Source organism: Nonomuraea sp. NPDC004354 (genome assembly GCF_053602555.1).
Genome location: NZ_JBSGDV010000029.1, coordinates 29,470 through 50,992, shown reverse-complemented (window position 1 = coordinate 50,992; position 21,523 = coordinate 29,470). Strand labels below are relative to the sequence as shown.

16 protein-coding genes are annotated in these 21,523 nt (G+C 71.2%); 9 read left to right on the top strand and 7 right to left on the bottom strand.

From position 1 onward, the window contains the following. Positions 1-7: 7 nt before the first annotated feature. Positions 8-673 (bottom strand): response regulator, encoded by a 666-nt coding sequence (locus ACWENQ_RS42655; protein ID WP_452419370.1) that lies wholly within the window; start codon positions 671-673, stop codon positions 8-10. Beyond that, on the bottom strand, positions 670-2,280 hold the full coding sequence (locus ACWENQ_RS42650) for an ATP-binding protein (protein ID WP_452419369.1): 1,611 nt from the start codon (positions 2,278-2,280) through the stop codon (positions 670-672). Before ACWENQ_RS42650 ends, ACWENQ_RS42655 begins: the two co-directional genes overlap by 4 nt. Before the next feature lie 105 nt (positions 2,281-2,385). Between ACWENQ_RS42650 and ACWENQ_RS42645 the strand changes: the two genes are divergently transcribed. After that, a complete protein-coding gene (locus ACWENQ_RS42645; RefSeq protein ID WP_452419368.1) occupies positions 2,386-3,720 on the top strand; it encodes a cation:dicarboxylate symporter family transporter in 1,335 nt (444 codons plus the stop codon). Positions 3,721-3,736: 16 nt separating this feature from the next. On the opposite strand, the gene ACWENQ_RS42640 is transcribed toward ACWENQ_RS42645, so the two are convergent. The 3 genes from ACWENQ_RS42640 to ACWENQ_RS42630 form a co-directional block, all read right to left on the bottom strand. Then, a complete protein-coding gene (locus tag ACWENQ_RS42640; RefSeq protein WP_449930952.1) occupies positions 3,737-5,065 on the bottom strand; it encodes a sensor histidine kinase in 1,329 nt (442 codons plus the stop codon). 119 nt (positions 5,066-5,184) lie between these two features. Continuing rightward, the gene (locus tag ACWENQ_RS42635; RefSeq protein ID WP_452419367.1) at positions 5,185-6,321 is read right to left on the bottom strand and encodes an FAD-dependent oxidoreductase; all 1,137 of its coding nucleotides are present in this window, start codon (positions 6,319-6,321) and stop codon (positions 5,185-5,187) included. Between the two features lie 84 nt (positions 6,322-6,405). Next, a complete protein-coding gene (locus ACWENQ_RS42630) occupies positions 6,406-7,902 on the bottom strand; it encodes a glycoside hydrolase family 13 protein (RefSeq protein WP_452419366.1) in 1,497 nt (498 codons plus the stop codon). Positions 7,903-8,179: 277 nt separating this feature from the next. Here ACWENQ_RS42630 and ACWENQ_RS42625 point away from each other — a divergent pair, with 277 nt between their 5' ends. The 5 genes from ACWENQ_RS42625 to ACWENQ_RS42605 are packed head-to-tail and all read left to right on the top strand — an operon-like array spanning position 8,180 to position 14,973. After that, complete coding sequence (locus tag ACWENQ_RS42625; RefSeq protein WP_452419365.1) at positions 8,180-9,463, top strand: sugar ABC transporter substrate-binding protein; 1,284 nt, start codon at positions 8,180-8,182, stop codon at positions 9,461-9,463. Positions 9,464-9,466: 3 nt separating this feature from the next. Then, positions 9,467-11,035: an ABC transporter permease subunit gene (locus ACWENQ_RS42620; RefSeq protein WP_449930888.1), complete on the top strand. Its 1,569-nt coding sequence runs from the start codon at positions 9,467-9,469 to the stop codon at positions 11,033-11,035. Next, positions 11,032-11,871 carry a sugar ABC transporter permease gene (locus ACWENQ_RS42615; RefSeq protein ID WP_449930886.1) on the top strand — a complete coding sequence of 280 codons (840 nt, stop codon included), beginning with the start codon at positions 11,032-11,034 and terminating at the stop codon, positions 11,869-11,871. Before ACWENQ_RS42620 ends, ACWENQ_RS42615 begins: the two co-directional genes overlap by 4 nt. Positions 11,872-11,887: 16 nt before the next feature. Further along, positions 11,888-13,675 (top strand): glycoside hydrolase family 13 protein, encoded by a 1,788-nt coding sequence (locus ACWENQ_RS42610; protein WP_452419364.1) that lies wholly within the window; start codon positions 11,888-11,890, stop codon positions 13,673-13,675. A 56-nt stretch (positions 13,676-13,731) separates the two neighbouring features. Beyond that, complete coding sequence (locus tag ACWENQ_RS42605) at positions 13,732-14,973, top strand: hypothetical protein (RefSeq protein WP_449930882.1); 1,242 nt, start codon at positions 13,732-13,734, stop codon at positions 14,971-14,973. Positions 14,974-15,073: 100 nt separating this feature from the next. Here the strand turns inward: ACWENQ_RS42605 and ACWENQ_RS42600 are convergent, their stop codons facing one another. Further along, positions 15,074-16,234 carry a thiolase family protein gene (locus ACWENQ_RS42600; RefSeq protein WP_452419363.1) on the bottom strand — a complete coding sequence of 387 codons (1,161 nt, stop codon included), beginning with the start codon at positions 16,232-16,234 and terminating at the stop codon, positions 15,074-15,076. Positions 16,235-16,422: 188 nt separating this feature from the next. On the opposite strand from ACWENQ_RS42600, the gene ACWENQ_RS42595 reads away from it, so the two are divergent. Beyond that, entirely contained in the window at positions 16,423-17,040 is a 618-nt protein-coding gene (locus tag ACWENQ_RS42595) for an ACT domain-containing protein (RefSeq protein ID WP_354920648.1), read from the top strand. 225 nt (positions 17,041-17,265) lie between these two features. On the opposite strand, the gene ACWENQ_RS42590 is transcribed toward ACWENQ_RS42595, so the two are convergent. Then, on the bottom strand, positions 17,266-18,549 hold the full coding sequence (locus tag ACWENQ_RS42590; RefSeq protein ID WP_452419362.1) for an ABC transporter ATP-binding protein: 1,284 nt from the start codon (positions 18,547-18,549) through the stop codon (positions 17,266-17,268). 385 nt (positions 18,550-18,934) lie between these two features. Here ACWENQ_RS42590 and ACWENQ_RS42585 point away from each other — a divergent pair, with 385 nt between their 5' ends. Next, complete coding sequence (locus tag ACWENQ_RS42585; protein WP_452419361.1) at positions 18,935-20,440, top strand: glycoside hydrolase family 13 protein; 1,506 nt, start codon at positions 18,935-18,937, stop codon at positions 20,438-20,440. Positions 20,441-20,450: 10 nt separating this feature from the next. Further along, entirely contained in the window at positions 20,451-21,476 is a 1,026-nt protein-coding gene (locus tag ACWENQ_RS42580) for a LacI family DNA-binding transcriptional regulator (protein WP_354920639.1), read from the top strand. Positions 21,477-21,523 lie beyond the last annotated feature (47 nt).

Sequence of the window (21,523 nt, the reverse complement as noted above, 5' to 3'; positions counted from 1 at the left end):
CTCCCTGTTAACGTTGCGTGCGGATCCGGTAGAGGAGTTCGGGCCTGCCCACCCCGCCGTACTGCGGCACCCTGTCGGCCGCCCCGGTCTCCACCAGGTGTTCCAGATACCGTCGCGCGGTCACCCGTGACACGCCGATCGCGGCGCCCACCGCCTGCGCGGTCCTGGCCGCCTTGCGCAGCTCGGCGGCCACCGCGTCCAGCGTGTCCTGCGTCATCCCCTTGGGCAGGGCCGAGGCGCCGCCGCGCAGGGTCGCCAGGGCCCGGTCGACGTCACCCTGTCCCGTCACCTCGCCCTCGCTGGCCCTGAACGCGGCGTAGCGCGTCAGCTTCTCCCTGAGGGTGGCGAAGGCGAACGGCTTGAGCAGGTACTGCGCGACGCCCAGCGACACCGCGTTGCGCACCACCTGCAGGTCGCGGGCCGAGGTCACCGCGATCACGTCGCACGACAGGCCCGCGGCCCTGACCGCCCGGCACACCTCCAGCCCGTGCATGTCGGGCAGGTAGAGGTCGAGCAGGATCAGGTCGACGGGCGTGGACCCGAGGAAGCGCAGCGCGTCCCGTCCCGACCTGGCCACGCCCGCCACGGTGAAGCCGGGCACCCGCTCCACGTAGACGCGGTTGGCCTCGGCGGTGATCTCCTCGTCCTCGACGACCAGCACCGTGATCGTCATCGCGGCACCCGCACCGTGAACACCGAACCGGCCACCTCGATGGTGCCGCCGAGCTGCCGCACCGCCTGGCCGACCAGGGCCAGGCCGAGGCCGCGGCCGTCGCCCTTGGACGTCCAGCCCTTGCTGAAGGCCGCCGTGTCGGCCAGGCCGGGGCCGTCGTCGGCCACCCTGATGACGAAGCTCTCCGCGTCGGCGTGCAGGTGCACCTCCACCCTGCCCGCCGCGTCGATCGCGTTGTCGATGAGGTTGCCCACGATCGTCACCACCTGCCGGGGGTCGAGGCCCAGGTCGTCCAGTTCGCTGTCGGGGGTGATGACCAGCTCCGCGCCGCGCTCGGCGGCTTCGGCCGACTTGCCGAGCAGGAGGGCGGCCAGCACGGGCTCGCGCACCGCGCCGACCACCCTGTCGGTCAGCTCCTGGGCGGCCTTCAGCTCGGCGGTGCCGAACGCGACGGCCTGCTCGGTCCTGCCCAGCTCCACCAGGGTGATGACGGTGTGCAGCCGGTTGGCCGACTCGTGCGCGGCGGCCCTGAGGGAGTCGGCGAAGCCGCGCTCGGCGTCGAGCTGGCCGGCCAGGGCCTGCAGCTCGGTGTGGTCGCGGAGGGTCACGACGGTGCCGAGCCTGCTGGGGGCGACGTTGACGACGAGCACCCGCTCGCCGACCAGGTGCACCCGGTCCTCCATGGGGTCCGGGACGCCCGCCTCGGGTGCGGGTCGCGGCTCCTCGGGGTGGGGGAGCGCGGGCGGGCAGGCCGCCCCCGTTCCCTGGAGAGGGCCGGAACCCGCGGGAACGGGGCGCGGGGCGTGGGGGAGGGGGGCGACGATGTCGGCGATCCCCAGGTCGGCGACGTGGCGGCCCTCGGCGTCGGGCGGCAGGTCCAGCAGCGTGCGGGCGCCGTCGTTGCACAGCGTCAGCGTGCCGTCCCTGGCCACCAGCAGCAGACCCTCCCGCACCGCGTGCAGGATCGCGTCGTGGTGCTCGTGGATGCGGCCCAGCTCGACCGGGCCGAGCCCGTGCGTCTGGCGGCGCAGCCGGTCACCCACCAGCCACGTGCCGCCCGCGCCCACACCCAGCCCCAGCGCGCCGACCAGGCCGGCCCACGAGAGCTGCTCGCGCAGCCGCGCGTCGATCCGCTCGACCGTGATCCCCGCGCTGACCAGCGCCTTGACCGCGCCTGCCGCATCCCGCACCGGCACGACCGCGCGCACCGAAGGGCCGAGCGTGCCGGTGTAGGTCTCGGTGAACGTCTCGCCGCGCAGCGCGCGGTCGATGTGGCCGAGGAACAGTCCGCCGATCTGGGCGGGGTTCGGGTGAGTGTACCGCCTGCCCCTCGTGTCCATGATCGTGACGAAGTCGACGCCGGTGGCGGTCCGCACGCGTTCGGCGTACGGCTGCAGCCGTACGGAAGGGGAGGCGTCCCGCAGCGCCGACAGCACGTCGGGTGAGGTGGCCACGCTCACGGCGACGGCCCGCGCCCTGCCCTCGGCCTCCTCGTCGAGCAGCTCGCGGGTCTGGACCAGCGCCAGCGCCGCCGCCCCTGTCAGGGTCACCACCACCACCGCCAGCTGGAGGACCAGCATCTGCCTGGCCAGACTCCAGTTCTTCACAGACGCCTCCTCTCGTCGGTGAACGAAACTTACGTAATAGTGACCTGCGTCACTCCTGGGCGCATATTCGCACAACCAGCAGCCAAGCGTTCAAGGAGTGTCCCCATGCGTGACCGCACACGGTACCTGTACCTTGCGGTGATCCTCGCCGTGGTGGCCGGAGTCGTCGTCGGGTTCGTCGCACCCGAGGTCGGCAAGGAGCTCAAGCCACTCGGCACCGCCTTCGTCGCGCTGATCAAGATGATGATCAGCCCCATCATCTTCTGCACGATCGTGCTCGGTGTCGGCTCGGTCAGCCGGGCGGCCAAGGTCGGCAAGGTGGGCGGGCTCGCGCTCGGCTACTTCCTGCTCATGTCGACGGTCGCGCTCGCCATCGGCCTGGTCGTGGGCAACCTGCTCGACCCGGGTGCCGGGTTGCAGCTGACCGACGCCGCCAAGCAGGCCGCGGAGGCGGAGGCGGCCAAGGGCGGCGAGTCGAGCACCGTCGACTTCCTGCTCGGCGTCATCCCCACCACGCTGGTGTCGGCCTTCACCGAGGGCCAGGTGCTCCAGACGCTGCTCGTCGCCCTCCTGGTCGGCTTCGCCCTGCAGGCCATGGGGAGCAGGGGCGCGCCGATCCTCAAGGGCATCGAGCACATCCAGCGGCTCGTCTTCCGCGTCCTCGCCATGATCATGTGGGCGGCGCCGGTGGGCGCCTTCGGCGCGATCGCCGCGGTCGTCGGCTCCACCGGCATCAAGGCGCTGCAGTCGCTGGCGGCCATCATGGTCGGCTTCTACGCCACCTGCCTGCTGTTCGTCGCCCTCGTGCTGGGCCCGCTGCTGTGGGTGGTGGCCCGGGTCAACCTCTGGTCGCTGCTGCGCTACCTGGGCAGGGAGTTCCTGCTCATCCTGTCGACGTCGTCGTCGGAGTCGGCGCTGCCCAGGCTCATCGCCAAGATGGAGCACCTCGGCGTCTCCCGTCCGGTGGTGGGCATCACGGTGCCCACCGGCTACTCCTTCAACCTGGACGGCACCGCCATCTACCTGACCATGGCCACGCTCTTCGTCGCCTCGGCCACCGGGTCGCCGCTGATGCTCGGCGAGCAGGTCTCGCTGCTGCTCTTCATGATCATCGCGTCCAAGGGCGCGGCGGGGGTCACCGGCGCGGGACTGGCCACGCTCGCCGGCGGCCTGCAGTCCCACCGGCCCGACCTGGTGGACGGCGTCGGCCTCATCGTGGGCATCGACCGCTTCATGTCGGAGGCCAGGGCGCTGACCAACTTCGCCGGCAACGCGGTCGCGACGGTGCTGGTCGGCACGTGGACGGGCGAGTTCGACAGGGAGCGGGCCGCCGAGGTCCTGGCCGGTCGCGCCCCCTTCGACGAGGCGACGCTGCTCGACGAGCACGAGCCGGAGCCGGAGCAGCCGCCCGCCGCCGAGCGGGAGATGACGGCGGTCTGACCTCATGCCGGGCCCCTCACGCCAGGGGCAGCCTCAGCACGAAGAGCGCGCCGCGGGGACTGTCGTCCACCTTGATGTCCCCGCGGTGCGCGATCGCCACGTCCCGCACGATCGCCAGGCCGAGCCCGGTGCCCCCGGCGTCCCTGCTGCGGGCGGCGTCCAGCCGGGTGAAGCGCTCGAAGACGCGCTCCCGCTCCTCGGGCGAGATCCCCGCCCCGTCGTCCTGGACGGCCAGCACGGCGAACCCGTCCTCCTTGCGCACCGACACCGTCACCGAGCTGTCGGCGTGGCGCTGGGCGTTGTCCAGCAGGTTGGTCAGCGCGCGGCGCAGCTGCATCAGCACGCCCTCGACCACGACGTCCTCGGTCGTCTCCAGCCGGACGGGGATCTTGTCCAGGCGGCAGGCCAGCTCCTCCCGCACCAGTTCCGACAGGTCGATCCGCTCCTTGACCACGTCCACCCGCGACCCGATCCTGGCCAGCAGCAGCAGATCCGACATGATCGCTTCGAGCCGGTCGGTGTCGTGCAGGGCGCTGTCCACCAGCGCGTCCATGTCGGTGTCCTCGGGGTAGAGCTGGGCGCTCTCCAGCTGCGCCCGCAGCCCCGCGATCGGGGTGCGCAGCTCGTGGGAGGCGTCGGAGGCGAACTGCCGTTGCTGCTCGGCCGAGCGTTCGAGCCGGTCGAGGGTGCTGTTGATCGACCTGGCCAGCTGCGCCACCTCGTGCTCCCCGGACGGCACGCTCACGCGCCTGCTGAGGTCGGTGGCGTTGACCATGTCCAGCTCGGTGAGCATCGTGGTCACCGGGCGCAGCGTGCGGCCGGTCACCATCCACGTCACCCATCCCACGAGCGCGACGACGAGGGCCACCTGGGCGGCGATGGCGATCTCGAGGGTGCGGGTGGCCAGCAGGCCGGGCGTCGGCCGTGCCGCGTAGACCACCATGGAGTCGGGGGCCGTCGACAGCCTGACCGCGGTCATGTGGAGGCAGCTGGTCGCGCCGCAGGTGGTGAGGTTGACGACACGCCTGTCGGGCGAGGGCATGAGGTTGGTGAGCGGGGGCATGCCCGCGGCGGCGCTGCTGGAGGCCACCACCCGGCCGCCGCTGGTGACGACCTGCAGCAGGTTCACCTCGTCGGTCGTGACGGGGATCGTGCCGGTGACCAGATGCCCTTCGCGTAGCGAGGCGGCGACGGTGGCGGCGGCGTCCTTGGTGTTCTTCCACGCGCCGGCGTTCACCAGCGATCGTGTCACCAGCACACCGCCGGCTCCGGCTGGAATCAGCACGAAGGTCGCGACGGCCACGGCGATGAGCGTGATCCGTCCGCGGAGGGAGCTCGCCCACATGCGTGACACGCCACGAGGTTACTGAGCCACAACTTTCACAAAAGCCCTAAAGAGGGAAAAATTAGGTCATCCTTCCGCGTGGCTGGCCATACCTTGCGGGGCCCGCGATGCGGCTGATGTCAGGACCGCGGCGCGTGGGCCGCCAGCCCGTAGCCGGCCGGAGCCGTGCCCCGCCCCGTGACGAGGGCCGTGAGGTAGTGGCCGACCAGCGGGACGAACTTGAAGCCCTGCCCGCAGAAACCCGTCGCCACGCTGATGGGGCCCTTCCTGTCGATCACGAAGGTGTCGCGCGGGGTGTTGTCGTACAGGCAGCTGATCGGCGTCGAGCCGGCGGGGTCGAGGCCGGGGAGCCAGGTCCTGACGTACTCGAGCAGCTCCCGGTCGGCCCGCGCCTCGAGCGTGAAGTCGCGCAGGTCCGGGTCCACCACGGGACCCGTCCCGTGCAGCCCGACCTTGACGCCGGACCCCTGCTCGAACACCCCGTACGCCCCGGCGGTCGTGAACCGGTCGTCGCCCTCCCGCCAGTGCACGAAGCTCGGCCAGCCGTGCGCCGGGTCCCGCGGCACGAAGAACCTGGGCTGTTCCTGGGTCGCCACGATGGCCGGCAGGCCGAGGTGGCCGCCCAGCAGCCGGGGCGCCCACGCCCCCGCGGTCACCACGACCTGGCGGGCGCGCAGCGCCCCGTCGGGCGTGTCCACCTCCACCAGCCCGCCGTCCGGGCCGTCGCCGTGGGTCAGGACGCGCAGCGCCGTCGCCGGGCATCCGGGCCTGAACTCGGCGCCCCGCAGGCGAGCCAGCCGCTGGAGCACGGCGACGGCGCGGTCGGCCAGCAGCCTGCCCGACCCCGGCTGGTACAGCACGGGGGTCTCGAAACGCATGCCCGGCCAGCGCTCGGCGGCCTCGCGGGGGTCGAGGACCTCGTGCGCGACGCCGTGGCGGGTGAACAGGGAGCGGAACCTCTCGACCGCCCGCTCGCCGACGCCGTGGTCGAGGCCGCCGGTGAGCTCCAGCAGCCGCTCGCCCGACTCCTCCTCGAGCTCGGCCCACATCCGGCCCGCCCGCCGCACCTCGAGCAGGTAGTGCTCGTCGTCGACGGCCGCCCTGAACAGCCTGGTCCCGCCGTGCGAGCCGCCCCGGTCATGGCCGAGCCCGTACTTCTCGAGTGTCACGACCTCGCGACCGGCGGCGGCCAGGGCCCGGCTCGCCGCCGACCCCATGGCGCCCGCGCCGATCACGACGACCTCATGCGTCCGCATGGTCCCGGCCCCCTTCGCTCGCGTACCCGCCCGACGGGCAGTATCGCGCAGCGGGCGGACGGGGCGCTCGCGGGGGCGCGGCGCTCAGTTCTCGCCGGTGGCCACCCACACGGCGGTGTCGGCGGGCACCGACCCGTCGGCCGTCAGCGGCCCGCTCGACAGCAGCACCCGGCCGGTGACCTGGACGGGCTCCTCGCCGAAGTTGACCAGCACCAGCAGGCCGGGCTCGCGCCGGAACGACAGCACGTCCTCGGCCGAGTCGAGCCAGGTCAGCTCGCCGCCGCCGAGCGCCGGATGCTCCTTGCGCAGCCGCAGCGCGGCCCGGTAGAAGGCCAGCGTCGAGTCAGGGGCGCCCTCCTGCGCCGCATGGCTGAGCGGACCCCACGTCGAGGGGATCGGCAGCCACGGGTCGCGCCAGCCGAAGCCGTCGGCGGCGGTCCACGGCAGCGGCACCCGGCACCCGTCGCGGCTCTCGCCGGTGCGCAGGAAGGCGGGATCCTGCTTGAGCTCGTCGGGCAGGTCGAGCACCTCGGGCAGGCCGAGCTCCTCGCCGTTGTAGAGGTAGGCCGAGCCGGGCAGCGACAGCATGAGCTGGGTGGCGGCGCGGGCGCGGGCCAGGCCGCCGTGCCTGGTGACGTGGCGCGGCTTGTCGTGGTTGGACAGCACCCACGTCGTCGGCGCGCCCACCAGCTCGGCCTCCGCCAGCGCCTTGTCGATGACCTCGCGGAAGGACTTGGCCCCGTAGGCGGCCATCATGAACTCGAAGTTGAACGCCTGGTGCAGCTCGTCCGGCCCGACGTAGCGGGCCAGCCGGGCGGGCGAGGACACCCACGCCTCGGCGACCGCCATCCGGCCGCCGGGGTAGGAGTCGAGGATGGGCCGCCACTCCCGGTAGATCTCGTGCACGCCGTCCTGGTCGAAGTACGGCACGCTCTCGTCGCCGAGCATCTCGGCCTGGCGCCCCTCCTTGGGCCCCACGGACGGCAGCCCGGGCGCCTTGACCATGCCGTGCGCCACGTCGATCCGGAACCCGTCGACGCCGCGGTCGAGCCAGAAGCGCAGGATCGAGCGGAACTCCTCGCGGACGGCGGGGTGCTCCCAGTTGAGGTCGGGCTGGGTGGGGTCGAACAGGTGCAGGTACCACTGGCCGTCCTCGACCTGCGTCCAGGCCGGGCCGCCGAAGATCGACTCCCAGTCGTTGGGCTCGTCGCGGAAGATGTAGCGCTCACGCAGCCCGGCCTTGAACCACGGGTGCTCGGAGGAGGTGTGGTTGGGCACGATGTCGACGATCACCCTGAGGCCCAGCGCGTGGGCGTCGGCGATCATCGCGTCGAAGTCGGCGAGCGTGCCGAAGCGGGGGTCGACGTCGCGGTAGTCGGCCACGTCGTAGCCGCCGTCGTTGAGCGGGGAGGTGTAGAAGGGGCTCAGCCAGACGGCGTCCACGCCCAGGTCCGCCAGGTAGCCCAGGCGCTCGCGAAGCCCGATCAGATCGCCGGTCCCGTCTCCGTTGCCGTCGGCGAAGCTGCGGGGGTACACCTGGTACACGACGGCGTCCCGCCACCAGTCGTCGTTGCCGTGCATGAAGCCGTCCTTCCCCGATGTCCACGATGTCGGCAAGAGGATCCCGTGTGAAGATGGTCAAGCGCAAGTTTCGGAAAGTTGCAGTCATGTCGATCGTCCGCACGGTTGTTCAAAGACGCTTCATGGCAGGTAGCGGTGAGGTAACTCTCCTGCGCAAGTTCTTCCAATTCTTGCAAAGACTCGCTAACGTCCCCGAAACATAAGCCGCAAAGGCGGCTGTTTCAGGATCTTTCAGCGGCGCTCCCCCACATGCGCCGCTTGACCTCAGGAGGGTCCCATGCGCATCCGGGCACTGGGTGTGGCCGCCCTGACGACCGTGGCGTTCGGCGCCACGGCATGCGGTGGTTCGGAGCCGGCGCCGTCAGCGGCGCCGAGCTCGGCCGCGCCGTCCGCCACGGCGTCGGCTTCCGCCGACAAGGGCAGCGGCAAGCTCGTGATCTGGGCCGACCCCAACCGCACCAAGGCGCTCAAGCCCTTCGCCGACCAGTTCGGCACCGAGAACGGTGTCACGGTGGAGGTGAAGGAGATCAGCAAGGACAACCAGCAGACCTTCCTCACCGCCTCCCAGCAGGGCAGCGGCCCCGACGTGATGATCGGCGCGCACGACTGGATCGGCAACCTCGTGCAGAACGGCGCCATCGACCCGGTCAACCTGACCGAGGAGCAGAAGGCGAGCTTCTCGCCGATCGCGCTCAAGGCCGTCACCTTCAACGGCCAGGTGTACGGCGCGCCGTACGCCGTGGAGAACGTCGCGCTCATCCGCAACACCAAGCTCGCCCCCGACGCCCCCGCCACCTTCGACGACGTGCTCGCCAAGGGCAAGGAGCTCAAGAAGGCCGGCAAGGTCGACGAGGTGCTCTGCCTGCCCGTCACCGCCAAGGGCGACGCCTACCACGTCTACCCGCTCTTCTCCTCCGCCGGCGGCGCCATCTTCGGCACCACCTCCAGCGGCGACCCCGACCCCAAGCAGGTGCTGGTCGGCTCCAAGGACTCGCAGGCCGCCTTCAAGAAGCTGGCCGAGCTCGGCGAGAAGGGCGACGCGGCGCTGAAGACCTCGCTCACCAACGAGAACAGCATCCCGACCTTCGCCGGCGGCAAGTGCGCCTTCCTCGTCTCCGGTCCGTGGGCGATGGCCGACGTGAAGAAGAGCGGCCTGTCCTACGACATCAGCCCCGTCCCCGGCTTCAAGGACGGCAAGCCCGCCACGCCGTTCGTGGGCGTGCAGAGCTTCTTCGTCGCCGCCAAGGGCGCCAGCAAGACCCTCGCCCAGGAGTTCGTCACCAACTACGTGACCAACGCCGACGTCGCCAAGGCCCTCTACGACGCCGACCCGCGCCCGCCGGCCCTGACCTCCGCCCTGGAGGCCGTCAAGGCGAGCGACCCCGACGCAGGCAAGTTCCTCGAGGCGGGCGCCGGCGGCATCCCCATGCCCGCCATCCCCGAGATGTCGGCCATCTGGGAGCCGTTCGGCATCGCCGAGGCCGCCGTCGTCAAGGGCAGCGACCCGGTGAAGGCCGCCGAGTCGGCGCAGAAGACCATCGACGGCTCGCTGAAGAACTAGCCGATGTCCCTGGACGTGCGTGAGGCCGCGGAGGTCAGGTCCACTCCGCGGCCCCGTCGCGAACTGACCACCGCGTTCGTGGTGAGCAGGATCGCCGTGCTGGCCGTGGCCGCCGCGATCCTGCTCTACGCCGTGCCGCCGCTGGTCGCCGCCGAGTCATGGGTCTCGCTGACCGTGCTCGGCCTGGCCAGCGCGATCATCGGATACCTCTACCTGACCCGCCGCTTCGTGCCCGCGAAGTATCTCGTCCCCGGCACCGTCTTCCTCATCGCCTTCCAGGTGTTCCCGGTCCTCTACACCGTGAGCACCGCCTTCACCAACTTCGGTGACGGCCACCGCGGTGACAAGGCTGCCGCGATCACCGCGATCGAGACCGGGTCGGTACGGCAGGCGCCGGGCTCGCCCGAGTACGGCCTGAGCGCCGCCCTCAAGGGGGACACGCTGGTGTTCCTGCTGGTCGACCCCAAGACCAAGCAGGTCCAGGAGGGCACGGCCGCGGGGCTCGCCCCCGTCCAGGGCGCCCGGCTGGGCGTGACCGGCAAGGTCATCGAGGCGCCCGGCTACACCGTGCTCAAGGCGCCGGAGGCGGCCGCCCGCGCCGGCCAGATCGCCGGGCTGGCGGTCCCCACGCGGGGCGGCCTGATCAAGGCCAACGGCCTGAGCCGCGCGGTGGAGGGCAGGGCGGCCCTCGCCTACGACGCCGGCTGCGACTGCGTGCGCGGCGAAGGCGACACCTGGACGGCCGACGAGTCGCAGGGCTACTTCGTCAACGCCAGGGGCGAGCACCTCGCGCAGGGCTGGCAGGTCAACGTGGGCCTGGCCAACTTCGCCCGCGTCGTCACCGACCCCACGCTCTCGGCCCACTTCCTCGGCATGTTCAGCTGGAACGTCGCCTTCGCGCTGCTGTCGGTGCTGGGCACGTTCGCGCTCGGCATGTCCGTGGCGCTGGCCCTGCACCACCCGAAGATGCGCGGCACCAGGATCTACCGGATCGCGCTGATCCTGCCGTACGCCATGCCCGCGTTCGCGATGCTGCTGGTCTGGCGCGACATGTTCAACCGCGACTTCGGCCTGATCAACAACCTGTTCGGGCTCGACGTCGACTGGCTGGGCGGGGCGGTGTCGGCCAAGGCCGCCGTGCTCCTGGTCAACCTGTGGCTGGGCTTCCCCTACATGTTCCTGGTCACCACCGGCGCGCTGCAGGCGATCCCGCGCGAGCTGAACGAGGCGGCCTCGATCGACGGCGCGCCGCCGTCCTACGCCTTCCGCAAGGTCACGCTGCCGCTGCTGCTGGTGTCGCTCAGCCCGCTGCTGATCTCCTCGTTCGCCTTCAACTTCAACAACTACAACGCGATCGCGCTGACCACCGACGGCGGGCCGTTCCCCGCCGACAGCCCGACGGTCGGCGCCACCGACCTGCTGATCAGCTACACGGTCAGGCTCGCCTTCGGCCAGGGGGCGGCGCAGTTCGGCCTGGCGGCCACCATGTCGGTGTTCATCTTCGCGATCGTGGCGACCATCTCGGCGATCACGTTCAGGCGGACCCGCAAGCTGGAGGACGTCTACGCATGAAGCTGATGCTGCGGCACGCCTACGTGCTGCTGGTGTGCGCGTTCGCGCTGTTCCCGATCCTGTTCGTGGTCTCGGCGGCGATCAACCCGCTGGGCACGCTGGCCTCCTCCGACCTGCTGCCCACCGGCGCGAGCCTCGACAACTTCGCCAAGTTGTTCAGCTCGGACGTCTACCCGTTCGGCCGCTGGTTCTTCAACTCGGTGTTCATCGCGCTGGCCTCCTCGTCGGCGAGCCTGCTGCTGTCGATGTTCGCCGCCTACGCCTTCAGCCGCATGCGCTTCGCCGGCCGCCGGGTCGGCCTGCTGTCGCTGCTGCTGATCCAGATGTTCCCGCAGTTCCTGGCCATCGTGACGATCTTCATGATCTTCACCAGGGTCACCGAGCTCTACCCCGCCTTCGGCTTCAACACCACGTGGGGCATCCTGCTGCTCTACCTGGGCGGCGCGCTCGGCGTGAACACCTGGCTGATGAAGGGTTTCCTCGACACCATCCCGAAGGAGCTCGACGAGTCGGCCACCGTCGACGGCGCCACCCACGCGCAGATCTTCTGGAAGATCATCCTGCCGCTGGTCACGCCGATCCTCGCGGTCACCGCGCTGCTGGCCTTCATCGGCACGATGAGCGAGTTCCTCATGGCCAACATTTTCCTTCGCGACCCGGAGAGCAAGACGCTCGCCGTGGGCATGTACGGCATGATCGCCGGCGACGGCCGCAACGCCAACTTCGGCATGTTCGCCGCGGCCACGCTCCTCACCGCGATCCCCACGGTCAGCGTGTTCCTCTGGCTGCAGAAGTTCATCGTTTCCGGTCTGACCGCGGGCGCGGTCAAGGGCTGAGGAAGGCAGACGGCACGTGCACCACCTCGACCAGCCGCACCACGACGGCTCGTCCCTCTACATCTCCACCCCCGCTCCCGCGCTGGGGGAGGAGGTGACCGTGTGGCTGCGCGTCCCGCCCGCCTTCGCGCTGGACGCGGTCCATGTGCGCGCCGTCCACGACGGCGAGCCGCGCTACATGCCGGCCGCGCAGGACCCGTCGAGGCGGGGCGCGGGCGGGTACGGCGCCGCCGACACCTGGTGGAAGGCGACGGTCACGGCGGTCAACCCGGTCGTGCCGTACCGTTTCCTGCTGCTGACGCCGGGCGGGCAGCAATGGCTGACCGCCCGGGGCCTGGTCGGGCACGACGTGACCGACGCCACCGACTTCCGGCTCGTCGCCCACGAGCCGCCGCCGGACTGGATGGCCGACGCGATCGTCTACCAGATCTTCCCCGACCGGTTCGCCCGCTCGGGCGCCGGCGGCGAGCCGCCCGCGTGGGCGCTGCCCGCCGAGTGGGACACCGACGAGGTCATCGGCGAGGGGCCGGGCACGCCCGAGCAGTTCTACGGCGGCGACCTCGACGGCATCGTCGAGCATCTCGACCACATCCAGGAGCTCGGCGCCGACACCGTCTACCTGACGCCGATCTTCCCCGGCCGGTCCAACCACCGCTACGACGCCGCCCGGTTCGACGCCGTCGACCCGCTGCTGGGCGGTGACGAGGCGCTGGAGCGGCTGTCGGCGGCGGTGCACGCGCGCGGGATGCGGCTGCTCGGCGACATCACCACCAACCACACCGGCGACTCGCACGAGTGGTTCACCGCCGCCGTCTCCGACGTCCACGCGCCGGAGCGGGAGATGTACTACTTCGACGACGACACCGGCGACTACGAGTCGTGGTGGGGCGTGAAGACGCTGCCCAAGCTCAACTGGGGCAGCCCGCTGGTCCGCGCCAGGATGGGGGAGGCCATCACCAGGTGGCTCGGCCGGCTGGACGGCTGGCGCGTCGACGTGGCCAACATGACCGGCAGGCGCGGCGGCGACGACCACAACCACGAGGTGGCCAGGCTGCTCAGGCCGCGGGGCGCCGCCTTCATCGCCGAGCACAACCACGACGCCTCCGCCGACCTCGACGCCGGCGGCTGGCACGGCACCATGAACTACGGCGGCTTCACCCGGCCCGTGTGGGCGTGGCTGCGCGGCGAGTCGCTCGAGCTCGCCCACTTCCTCGGCGTGCCGGGCGGCGTGCCCTCCCGCGACGGCGCGGCCACGGTCGCCACCTTCAAGGAGTTCGCCGCGCACATGTCGTGGCGCTCGCTGGTCCACTCCTGGCAGCTGCTCGACTCCCACGACTCGCCGCGCATCCGCACCGTCACGGGCTCGCGCGAGCGGCACCTGGTCGCGCTCGGCCTGCAGGCCACGCTGCCCGGCACGCCGATGGTGTTCGCCGGCAGCGAGTTCGGGCTGACCGGCGACAACGGCGAGTACTCCCGCACCCCGATGCCGTGGAACCGGCCCGAGGACCGCGACGAGGAGACCCACGCCGCCTACCGGCGGCTGCTGGGCCTGCGCAGGGCCGAGCCGGCGCTGCGCAGGGGCGGCCTGCGCTGGGTGCACGCCTCGGCTGACTGCCTGGTGTTCCTGCGGGAGAGCGCGAGCGAGTCGCTGCTGGTGTGCGCGCGCAGGGCGCCGGGCGAGCCGCTGGCGCTGCCCCTGGACGGCACGCTGACCGGCGTCCACGACTCCGACGATCTTGACTCGCCGGTCCTACCGGGAGAAGGGCCGTCGTTCAAGGTTTGGCGTCTCGCCGCACGCGGCTGATCACGCTACGGTATGCACCTGACGATTCGTTCTTCAACTAGATGAGTGGTGCGCCGATGAAGTCGCTGGTCGTGGCCGTTCTGCTGTTGCCCGCCGGCCATCTGGAGAGCAACGTGGCGGGGACGACGTACTACGTCGACTCCAAGGCGGGCGACGACGCGGCGGCCGGCACCAGCGCCGCCACCGCGTGGAAGAGCCTGGCGACGGTCAACGCCGCCACGCTGCGGCCCGGCGACACGGTCAACCTCAAGCGTGGCAGCAGCTGGAGCGAGACGCTGACCCTCGCCGCCAAGGGCAGCGCCGCCAGGCCGATCGTGGTCCAGCCGTACGGCACGGGCGCCGCGCCCAAGCTGAGCGGCCAGGACCAGCCCTGCGTCGTGATCACCGGCAACCACTGGCGCGTCTCGGGCATCAGGGCGAGCAACTGCCAGTGGTCGGGCTTCGAGATCAGCGGTGACGGCAACGAGCTGACCGGCGTGACGGCCGACGGCAACATCGCCGGCGTCCACGTCGGCACCGACGGCAGCCGCAACACCATCAGGAACAGCACGCTGACCGGCAACAACCGGATGAGCGTCAACGACGACGGCGGCGACAACGACTCCGGTGCCTTCGGCGTCCTGCTCAACGGCGACGACAACCTCGTCACCGGCAACACGATCACCGGCAGCTTCGCCACCAGCAAGGACTACGGTTTCGACGGCGCGGCCGTCGAGATCTTCAACGGCGACCGCAACAGGATCACGCACAACCGCTCCCACGACAACGTCACCTTCACCGAACTGGGCGCGCAGAAGGGCAAGACGGCGACCGGCAACGTCTTCGCCTTCAACGTCGTGACCTCCGGCCGCAAGCTCGCCTCGTTCCTCGTCACCCGCGGGCCCCGGCACGTCGTCGGGCCGGTGAAGGGGACAGTCGCCGTGCACAACTCGGTGTACCTGCCCGCCGCCAAGACCATCGGCTGGTCCTGCCACGACGGGTGCGCTCCCGACATCCTCAAGCTGCGCAACAACGTGATCGCGGTCGGCGGCGAGATGGGCTGGGAGGACGGCAAGGGCGCCGACGAGGCCGGCAGCGTCTACATGGGCCGCAAGAAGCGCTTCACGCTCGGTCCCGGATCGGTGATCGCCGACCCGCGCTTCGTCTCCAGGACCGACCTGCGCCTGCGGCCCGGCTCGCCGGCGCTGGGGCGCGGCGCCGTGCTGAGCCCCGTGTGGTTCGGCGGCTCGGCCGTCACCAAGGACTTCACGGGTAAGCCCCTCGGCGCCGCGCGCGACGCCGGGGCCTACCAGCGCTGAGCGGGAGCGGCCTCGACCACGGCGCCGGTGACCGGGGCCCTGACGAGCTGGGCCCCGACGAGCTGAGCCCCGACGAGCTGGGCCCCGGCACGGTGGCGCCTTACGGGATCCGCTCCAGCACGGTCGCGTTGGCCAAGCCGCCCGCCTCGCACATCGTCTGCAGCGCGTAGCGGGCACCCCGCTGCCGCATGGCGTTGACCAGGGTGGTCATGATGCGGACACCGCTGGCGCCGAGCGGATGGCCGAGCGCGACGGCGCCGCCGTTGACGTTGACCTTCGCCGGGTCGGCCCCGGTCTCCCGCAGCCAGGCCAGCACCACGCTGGCGAAGGCCTCGTTGACCTCGAACAGGTCGATGTCGGCCAGGCTCAGCCCCGCCCTCCTCAGTACCTTCTCCGTGGCGGGGATGACGCCCGTCAGCATGAGCAGCGGGTCGGAGCCCGTCACGGCGAAGGAGTGCAGCCTGGCCAGCGGGCGCAGGCCGAGCCTGGCCGCCGTGTCGGCGCCGGCGATCAGCACGGCCGCGGCGCCGTCGTTGGTGGGGCTCGCGTTGCCCGCCGTGACCGACCAGTCGATCTGCGGGAAGCGCTCGGCGTAGCCGGGGTCGGCGAAGGCGGGCTTCAGCCCCGCGAGCACCTCCATCGTCGTGCCGGGCCGTACGGACTCGTCCCTGTCGAGCCCGGCGATCGGGGCGAGTTCGGCGGAGAAGTCGGCGGCGGCCGCCTTGCGGTGCGAGCCCATCGCGAAAGCGTCCATCTCCTCACGGCTCAGGCTCCACTTGGCGGCGATCAGCTCCGCGCTGACTCCCTGCGGGACCAGGCCCTCGGGGAAGCGGGCGGCGACGCCGGGACCGAAGGGGTCGGCGCCGGGCGGCACGTTCGACCACATGGGCACCCTGCTCATCGACTCGACCCCGCAGGCCACGACCAGGTCGTAGGCGCCCGACATGACGCCCTGGGCCGCGAAGTGCACCGCCTGCTGGGAGGAGCCGCACTGCCGGTCCACGGTCACGGCCGGCACCTCGTCGGGGAAGCCCGCCGACAGCCACGCGTAACGGGTGGTGTTCATCGCCTGCTCGCCGACCTGGTCGACGCAGCCGCCGATCACGTCGTCCACGAGCGCGGGGTCCACGCCGCTGCGCTCGATCAGCGCGCGCAGCGTGTGCGCGAGCAGTTCCACCGGGTGGACCTGGGCCAGCGCGCCGCTGGGCTTGCCCTTGCCGATGGGGGTTCGTACGGCCTGCACGATCACGGCGTCGCGCATCGCGCCTCCTGGTTCGTTGGAAAACTGGACTGTCTTCACGCTACAACGTCCGGTTTTCCAACGCGCTACGGGTGGGGGGTAGGGGTCATCGACAAATGCCCTATCGGGCATCATTCTGGACATAGCCCGGAAACGCGCGCGAAATCTCCCTGCGGCACTGTTTGGAGCCTTCGGAAGGGGGAGATGCGATGTTGCTGAGACTCAGGGTCTCGTTGCCGGACCGCCCCGGCGGTCTGGGTCAGGTCGCCCGGGTGCTGGGTGTGCTCGGGGCCGACATCTTGCAGGTCACCGTGCTCGAACGCGAGGCGGGCAGGGCCGTGGACGACTTCGTCATCTCGTGGCCGGGCGCCACCACTCCCGCCTCGGTCCGCGACAGGCTGTCGGCCGTCCCGGGCGTCAAGGTCGAAGGCGTCTGGCCCACCCGTGAGGTCCCAGGGTCCGCGCCCGACTACGATCTCCTCCTGCACGTCGCCGCCGACCCCGCACGCGGCCTCGCCACACTGGTCGACGCGCTGCCCTCGCTGTGCGGGGGAGAGTGGGCGCTCGCCCTGGGCGAGGGCGTCGTACGGCACGCCAGCCCCGCCGCCCCACCCACCTTCCAGCTGCTCGAGCTGCCGCCCAGGGCGCTGTCCCACGAGGCCGGCGAACACCGCCTGATGGTGCTCCCCGTGACCAGCCCGGCCGTGCACGTCATCGTCGCCCGCGCCGAGGGCCCGCCCTTCCACCGGGCCGAGCTGGAGCGCGCGGCCCGCATCGTCGAGATCGTCTCCCGCATGGCCACCCGCTTCGAGCCGGTCGCCGACTGACCGTCAGCCGCCCGCGCGGGTCCCAGGGCAGCGGCCACCACCCGCGCGGGCCCCATCGACCGTCCCGTCTCGCGCGTCCCGTCTCAGCGTGGCCCGTCTCGCGCGGGCCCCATCGACCGTCCCTCTCGCGCGTCCCGTCTCAGCGTGGCCCGTCTCGCGCGTCCCTATCGACTGTCCGGTCTCAGCGTGGCCCCGTCGAACGTCCCGTCATCCCGTCGCGGGGAGTCAGCGGCGCGGCGGGTCGATCCGCGCGCCGTCCATCGTAAACAGCATCAGGCGGCTGACATCCACGCCGATCTTGGCGGCGTCCCCGGTCCGCCACGCCGGCCGCACGCCCAGCCGGACGATCAGGTCCGCCCTGCGGTGGCTGCCGTCGCGCATGGTGTGGCCGACCTGTTCCTGGTCGGCGTGGTCCTCCTCGACCGGCCCGAGGAGCCGCCGCATCATCCCGCGCAGCCCGCCGCCCCCCTGGTCGCGGCCGTTGGTGTTGCGCCGGGGATCGGGCGGCTCCGGGACGGCCACCCCCGGCACCCCGCACTCGACGTAGGCCAGCCACTCGTGGCCGTGGTACTCCAGCGCCCTGACCCTGCCGTAGAAGCTCGGCCCCTCGTACGACTCCGGGACCGGCGCGAGCCCGTCGGGGCGCAGCCCCACGATGATCTGGCCGCCGGTGTGCTGGGAGATGGCGTACGCCCGGGGGTCGCTCCACGGGATCACCAGCTGGTGGGGGCCGAAGTCGAGCAGCACGTACTGGTTCTGCGGCGTCCGCACGGTCGCGGCCAGCAGGTTGAGCTGCTGGGAGCTCAGGAAGGCCGCCACGAAGGCGGTCGCCGGGTCGTTGTAGATCTGGGCGGGGGTTCCGACGTCCTGCAGCACGCCCCTGTTCATGATGGCGATGCGGTCGGCCAGCGTGAGCGCCTCGACCTGGTCGTGGGTGACGTAGACGGTGGTGACGCCGAGCGAGCGGACCAGGGAGGAGATCTCCATGCGCAGCTCGGTGCGCATGCCGGCGTCGAGGTTGGACAGCGGCTCGTCCATCAGGAAGATCTTCGGCTGGCGGACGATGGCGCGGCCCATGGCCACGCGCTGGCGCTGGCCGCCCGACAGGGTGCCGGGCCTGCGGTCGAGGGTCTCGTCGATGTGTAACGCCTTGGACAGCTCGGTCACGCGTTCCCTGACCACGGCGGGGTCGGCCTTGGCGATCTCCAGGGGGAAGGCCATGTTGCCGCGCACCGTGCGGTGCGGGTAGAGGGCGCCGTTCTGGAAGACCATCGCGACGTCGCGGTCGCGCGGGGCCACGTGGTTGGCGAGCTTGCCGTCGAGCCACAGGTCGCCGGAGGTGACCTCTTCCAGCCCGGCGATCATCCGCAGCAGCGTCGACTTGCCGCATCCCGACGGTCCGAGCAGGACGAGGAACTCCCCGTCGGCGGCGCGCAGGCTCAGCCGGTCGACCGCCAGGTATCCCCCGGGGTAGACCTTGGTTACCTTGTCCAGGACGACCGTGCTCATGGGTCTGCTCCACCCTCGTCGACGCGCATCAGACTCCCGAGCGCGAGGGAGTCATCGCTGCTTGGCGGGCATGAGACGTCACCTGTGACGGGGCTGATTGATGAGGTAGTACATCGCGTGTTCACCCCGGTGTCCAGACTTGACATGAAAAATCTGTAACCGTGCGTGGCTGATTCAAGACGGCGGCCCGCGAAGCGCCCGAATCCCCGCTCCCGCCCACGTATCCGGTCGGCTTCGGTATGCCGGCAACCATCCTCTGCCTCGACTTATTGCGAAAAATCCCACTTTGGAAAGGCTTGCGTAAACTTGCGGCAAGCCCTTTCATATGAAGTGGTCCCGTCGCGTTGGCGGGACCTGCTTGTTGTCGGTTCGCGGGGGACATCACATGACCCACTCGTCGGCACCGGCCCGCTGGTGGCGGGACGCGGTGATCTACCAGGTGTACGTGCGCAGCTTCGCCGACGGCGACGGTGACGGCGTCGGCGACCTGATGGGCGTGCGCGACCGCCTCGGCTACCTCGCCGACCTCGGCGTCGACGCCGTCTGGCTGACGCCCTTCTACTCGTCGCCGATGGCCGACTTCGGCTACGACGTGGCCGACTACCGCGACGTCGACCCGCTGTTCGGCACGCTGGCCGACGCCAAGGCGCTCATCGACGAGGCGCACGGCCTGGGCATCAGGGTGATCGTCGACATCGTGCCCAACCACACCTCCTCCGCCCACCCCTGGTTCCAGGAGGCGCTGCGCGGCGTCAACCGCGACCGCTACATCTTCCGCGACCAGCCCAACGACTGGGAGTCGATCTTCGGCGGCCCCGCGTGGACCCAGGTCGAGGACGGCCAGTGGTACCTGCACCTGTTCGACTCCTCGCAGCCGGACCTCAACTGGGACCACCCCGAGGTCCGCGCGGAGTTCGAGTCGATCCTGCGCTTCTGGCTCGACCTGGGCGTCGACGGCTTCCGCGTCGACGTCGCCCACGGCATGGTCAAGCCCGAGGGGCTGCCCGACATCGGCCACGCCGACCAGGTCCGCCTCATCGGCAACGACGTCGTGCCGTACTTCGACAACGACGCCGTGCACGACATCCACCGCGCCTGGCGCAGGATCCTCGACTCCTACCCCGGCGAGCGCATCGGCGTGGCCGAGGCGTGGGCGCCCACGCCGGCCAGGCTCGCCCGCTACGTCCGCGAGGACGAGCTGCACCAGGCCTTCAACTTCCACTACCTCAACGCCCGGTGGGACGCCGACGCGCTGCGCGAGGTCATCACCGAGTCGCTGCAGACCGCCGACTCCGTCGGCGCCCCGTCCACGTGGGTGCTGTCCAACCACGACGTCAAGCGGCACGTCACCCGCTTCGGCGGCCTCGGCAGGGCGCGCGCCGCCGCGCTCCTCATGCTCGCGCTGCCCGGCTCGGCCTACGTCTACAACGGCGAGGAGCTCGGCCTGCCCGAGGTGCTCGACCTGCCCCCCGAGGTGTGCCTGGACCCCCAGCGGCTGCGCGACCCCGACAGCGGCCGCGACGGCTGCCGGGTGCCGCTGCCGTGGACCGCCGCCGACGGCTTCGGCTGGCGCGACCCGTGGCTGCCGATCCCCGCCGACTGGGCGCACATGTCGGTCGAGGCCCAGGCCGACGATCCCGGCTCGATGCTGTCGCTGTACCGGCAGGCGCTGCGGCTGCGCCGTACCGTGGCGGGGGAGCTGCGCTGGCACGACTCGCCCGCCGGCACGCTCGTCTTCAGCCGGGACGACGGCTTCGTCTGCACGGTCAACCTGACCGGACAGGAGATCGGCTACGCGGTCGACGGCACGCCGATCCTGTCCAGCGGCCCCGTCGAGCAGGGACGTCTGGCTCCCGATTCCACCACGTGGTGGCGGGCAAAGGTTGCGTAAAGTGTCCATCATGAACGGTCACGCCCGTCTCGCCGACATCGCCGCCCAGGCAGGGGTGAGCGAAGCCACGGTCAGCCGGGTGCTCAACGGCAAGCCAGGCGTCTCCTCGGCGACCCGCCAGGCCGTCATGACCGCGCTCGACCTCATGGGGTACGAGCGCCCGCCGCGGCTGCGCCAGCGCAGCAACGGGCTCATCGGGCTGGTCACGCCCGAGCTGGACAACCCGATCTTCCCGGCTTTCGCGCAGGCCATCGAGAAGGCGCTCACCCACCACGGCTACACGCCCGTGCTGTGCACCCAGCTGCCCGGCGGCGCGCCCGAGGACGAGTTCACCGAGCTGCTGGTCGACAGAGGGGTCAGCGGCATCGTCTTCGTCTCGGGGTTGCACGCCGACACCACCGCCCGCATGGACCGCTACACCAGGCTGACCGACCGCGGGCTGCCGATCGTGCTGGTCGACGGCTACAACGAGAACATCGACGCGCCCTTCATCTCACCCGACGACCGGCTGGCCTCGCGCCTGGCCGTCCAGCACCTGGTCGACCTCGGCCACGAGCGCATCGGCCTGGCGCTGGGGCCGCGCAGGTTCGTCCCGGTGATCAGGAAGATCGAGGGCTACCGGCAGGCGATGGCGCAGCTGCTGGGCGCCGACGACGTCGACGACCTGATCGCCCACTCGCTGTTCTCGGTCGAGGGCGGGCAGGCCGCCGCGGCCCAGCTGCTGGCCAAGGGCTGCACCGGCATCGTGTGCGCCAGCGACCTGATGGCGCTGGGCGCGATCAGGGCCTGCAGGGAGCGGGGCAGGTCGGTGCCGGGCGAGGTCTCCGTGGTCGGCTTCGACGACTCGCCGCTGATCGCCTTCACCGACCCGCCGCTGACCACCGTCCGCAAGCCGATCGGGGCGATGGCCTCGGCGGCGGTGCAGACGCTGCTGGAAGAGGTCAACGGGACCCCCGGGCGGCACCTCGAGCTGATCTTCCAGCCCGAGCTGGTGGTGCGCGGCTCGACGGGCTCGGGGCCGCTCGTCAACCGCTGATCCTCGTCATCGGCCGGCCCTGAGGCGAGGCCGGCCAGTCCCTGGAG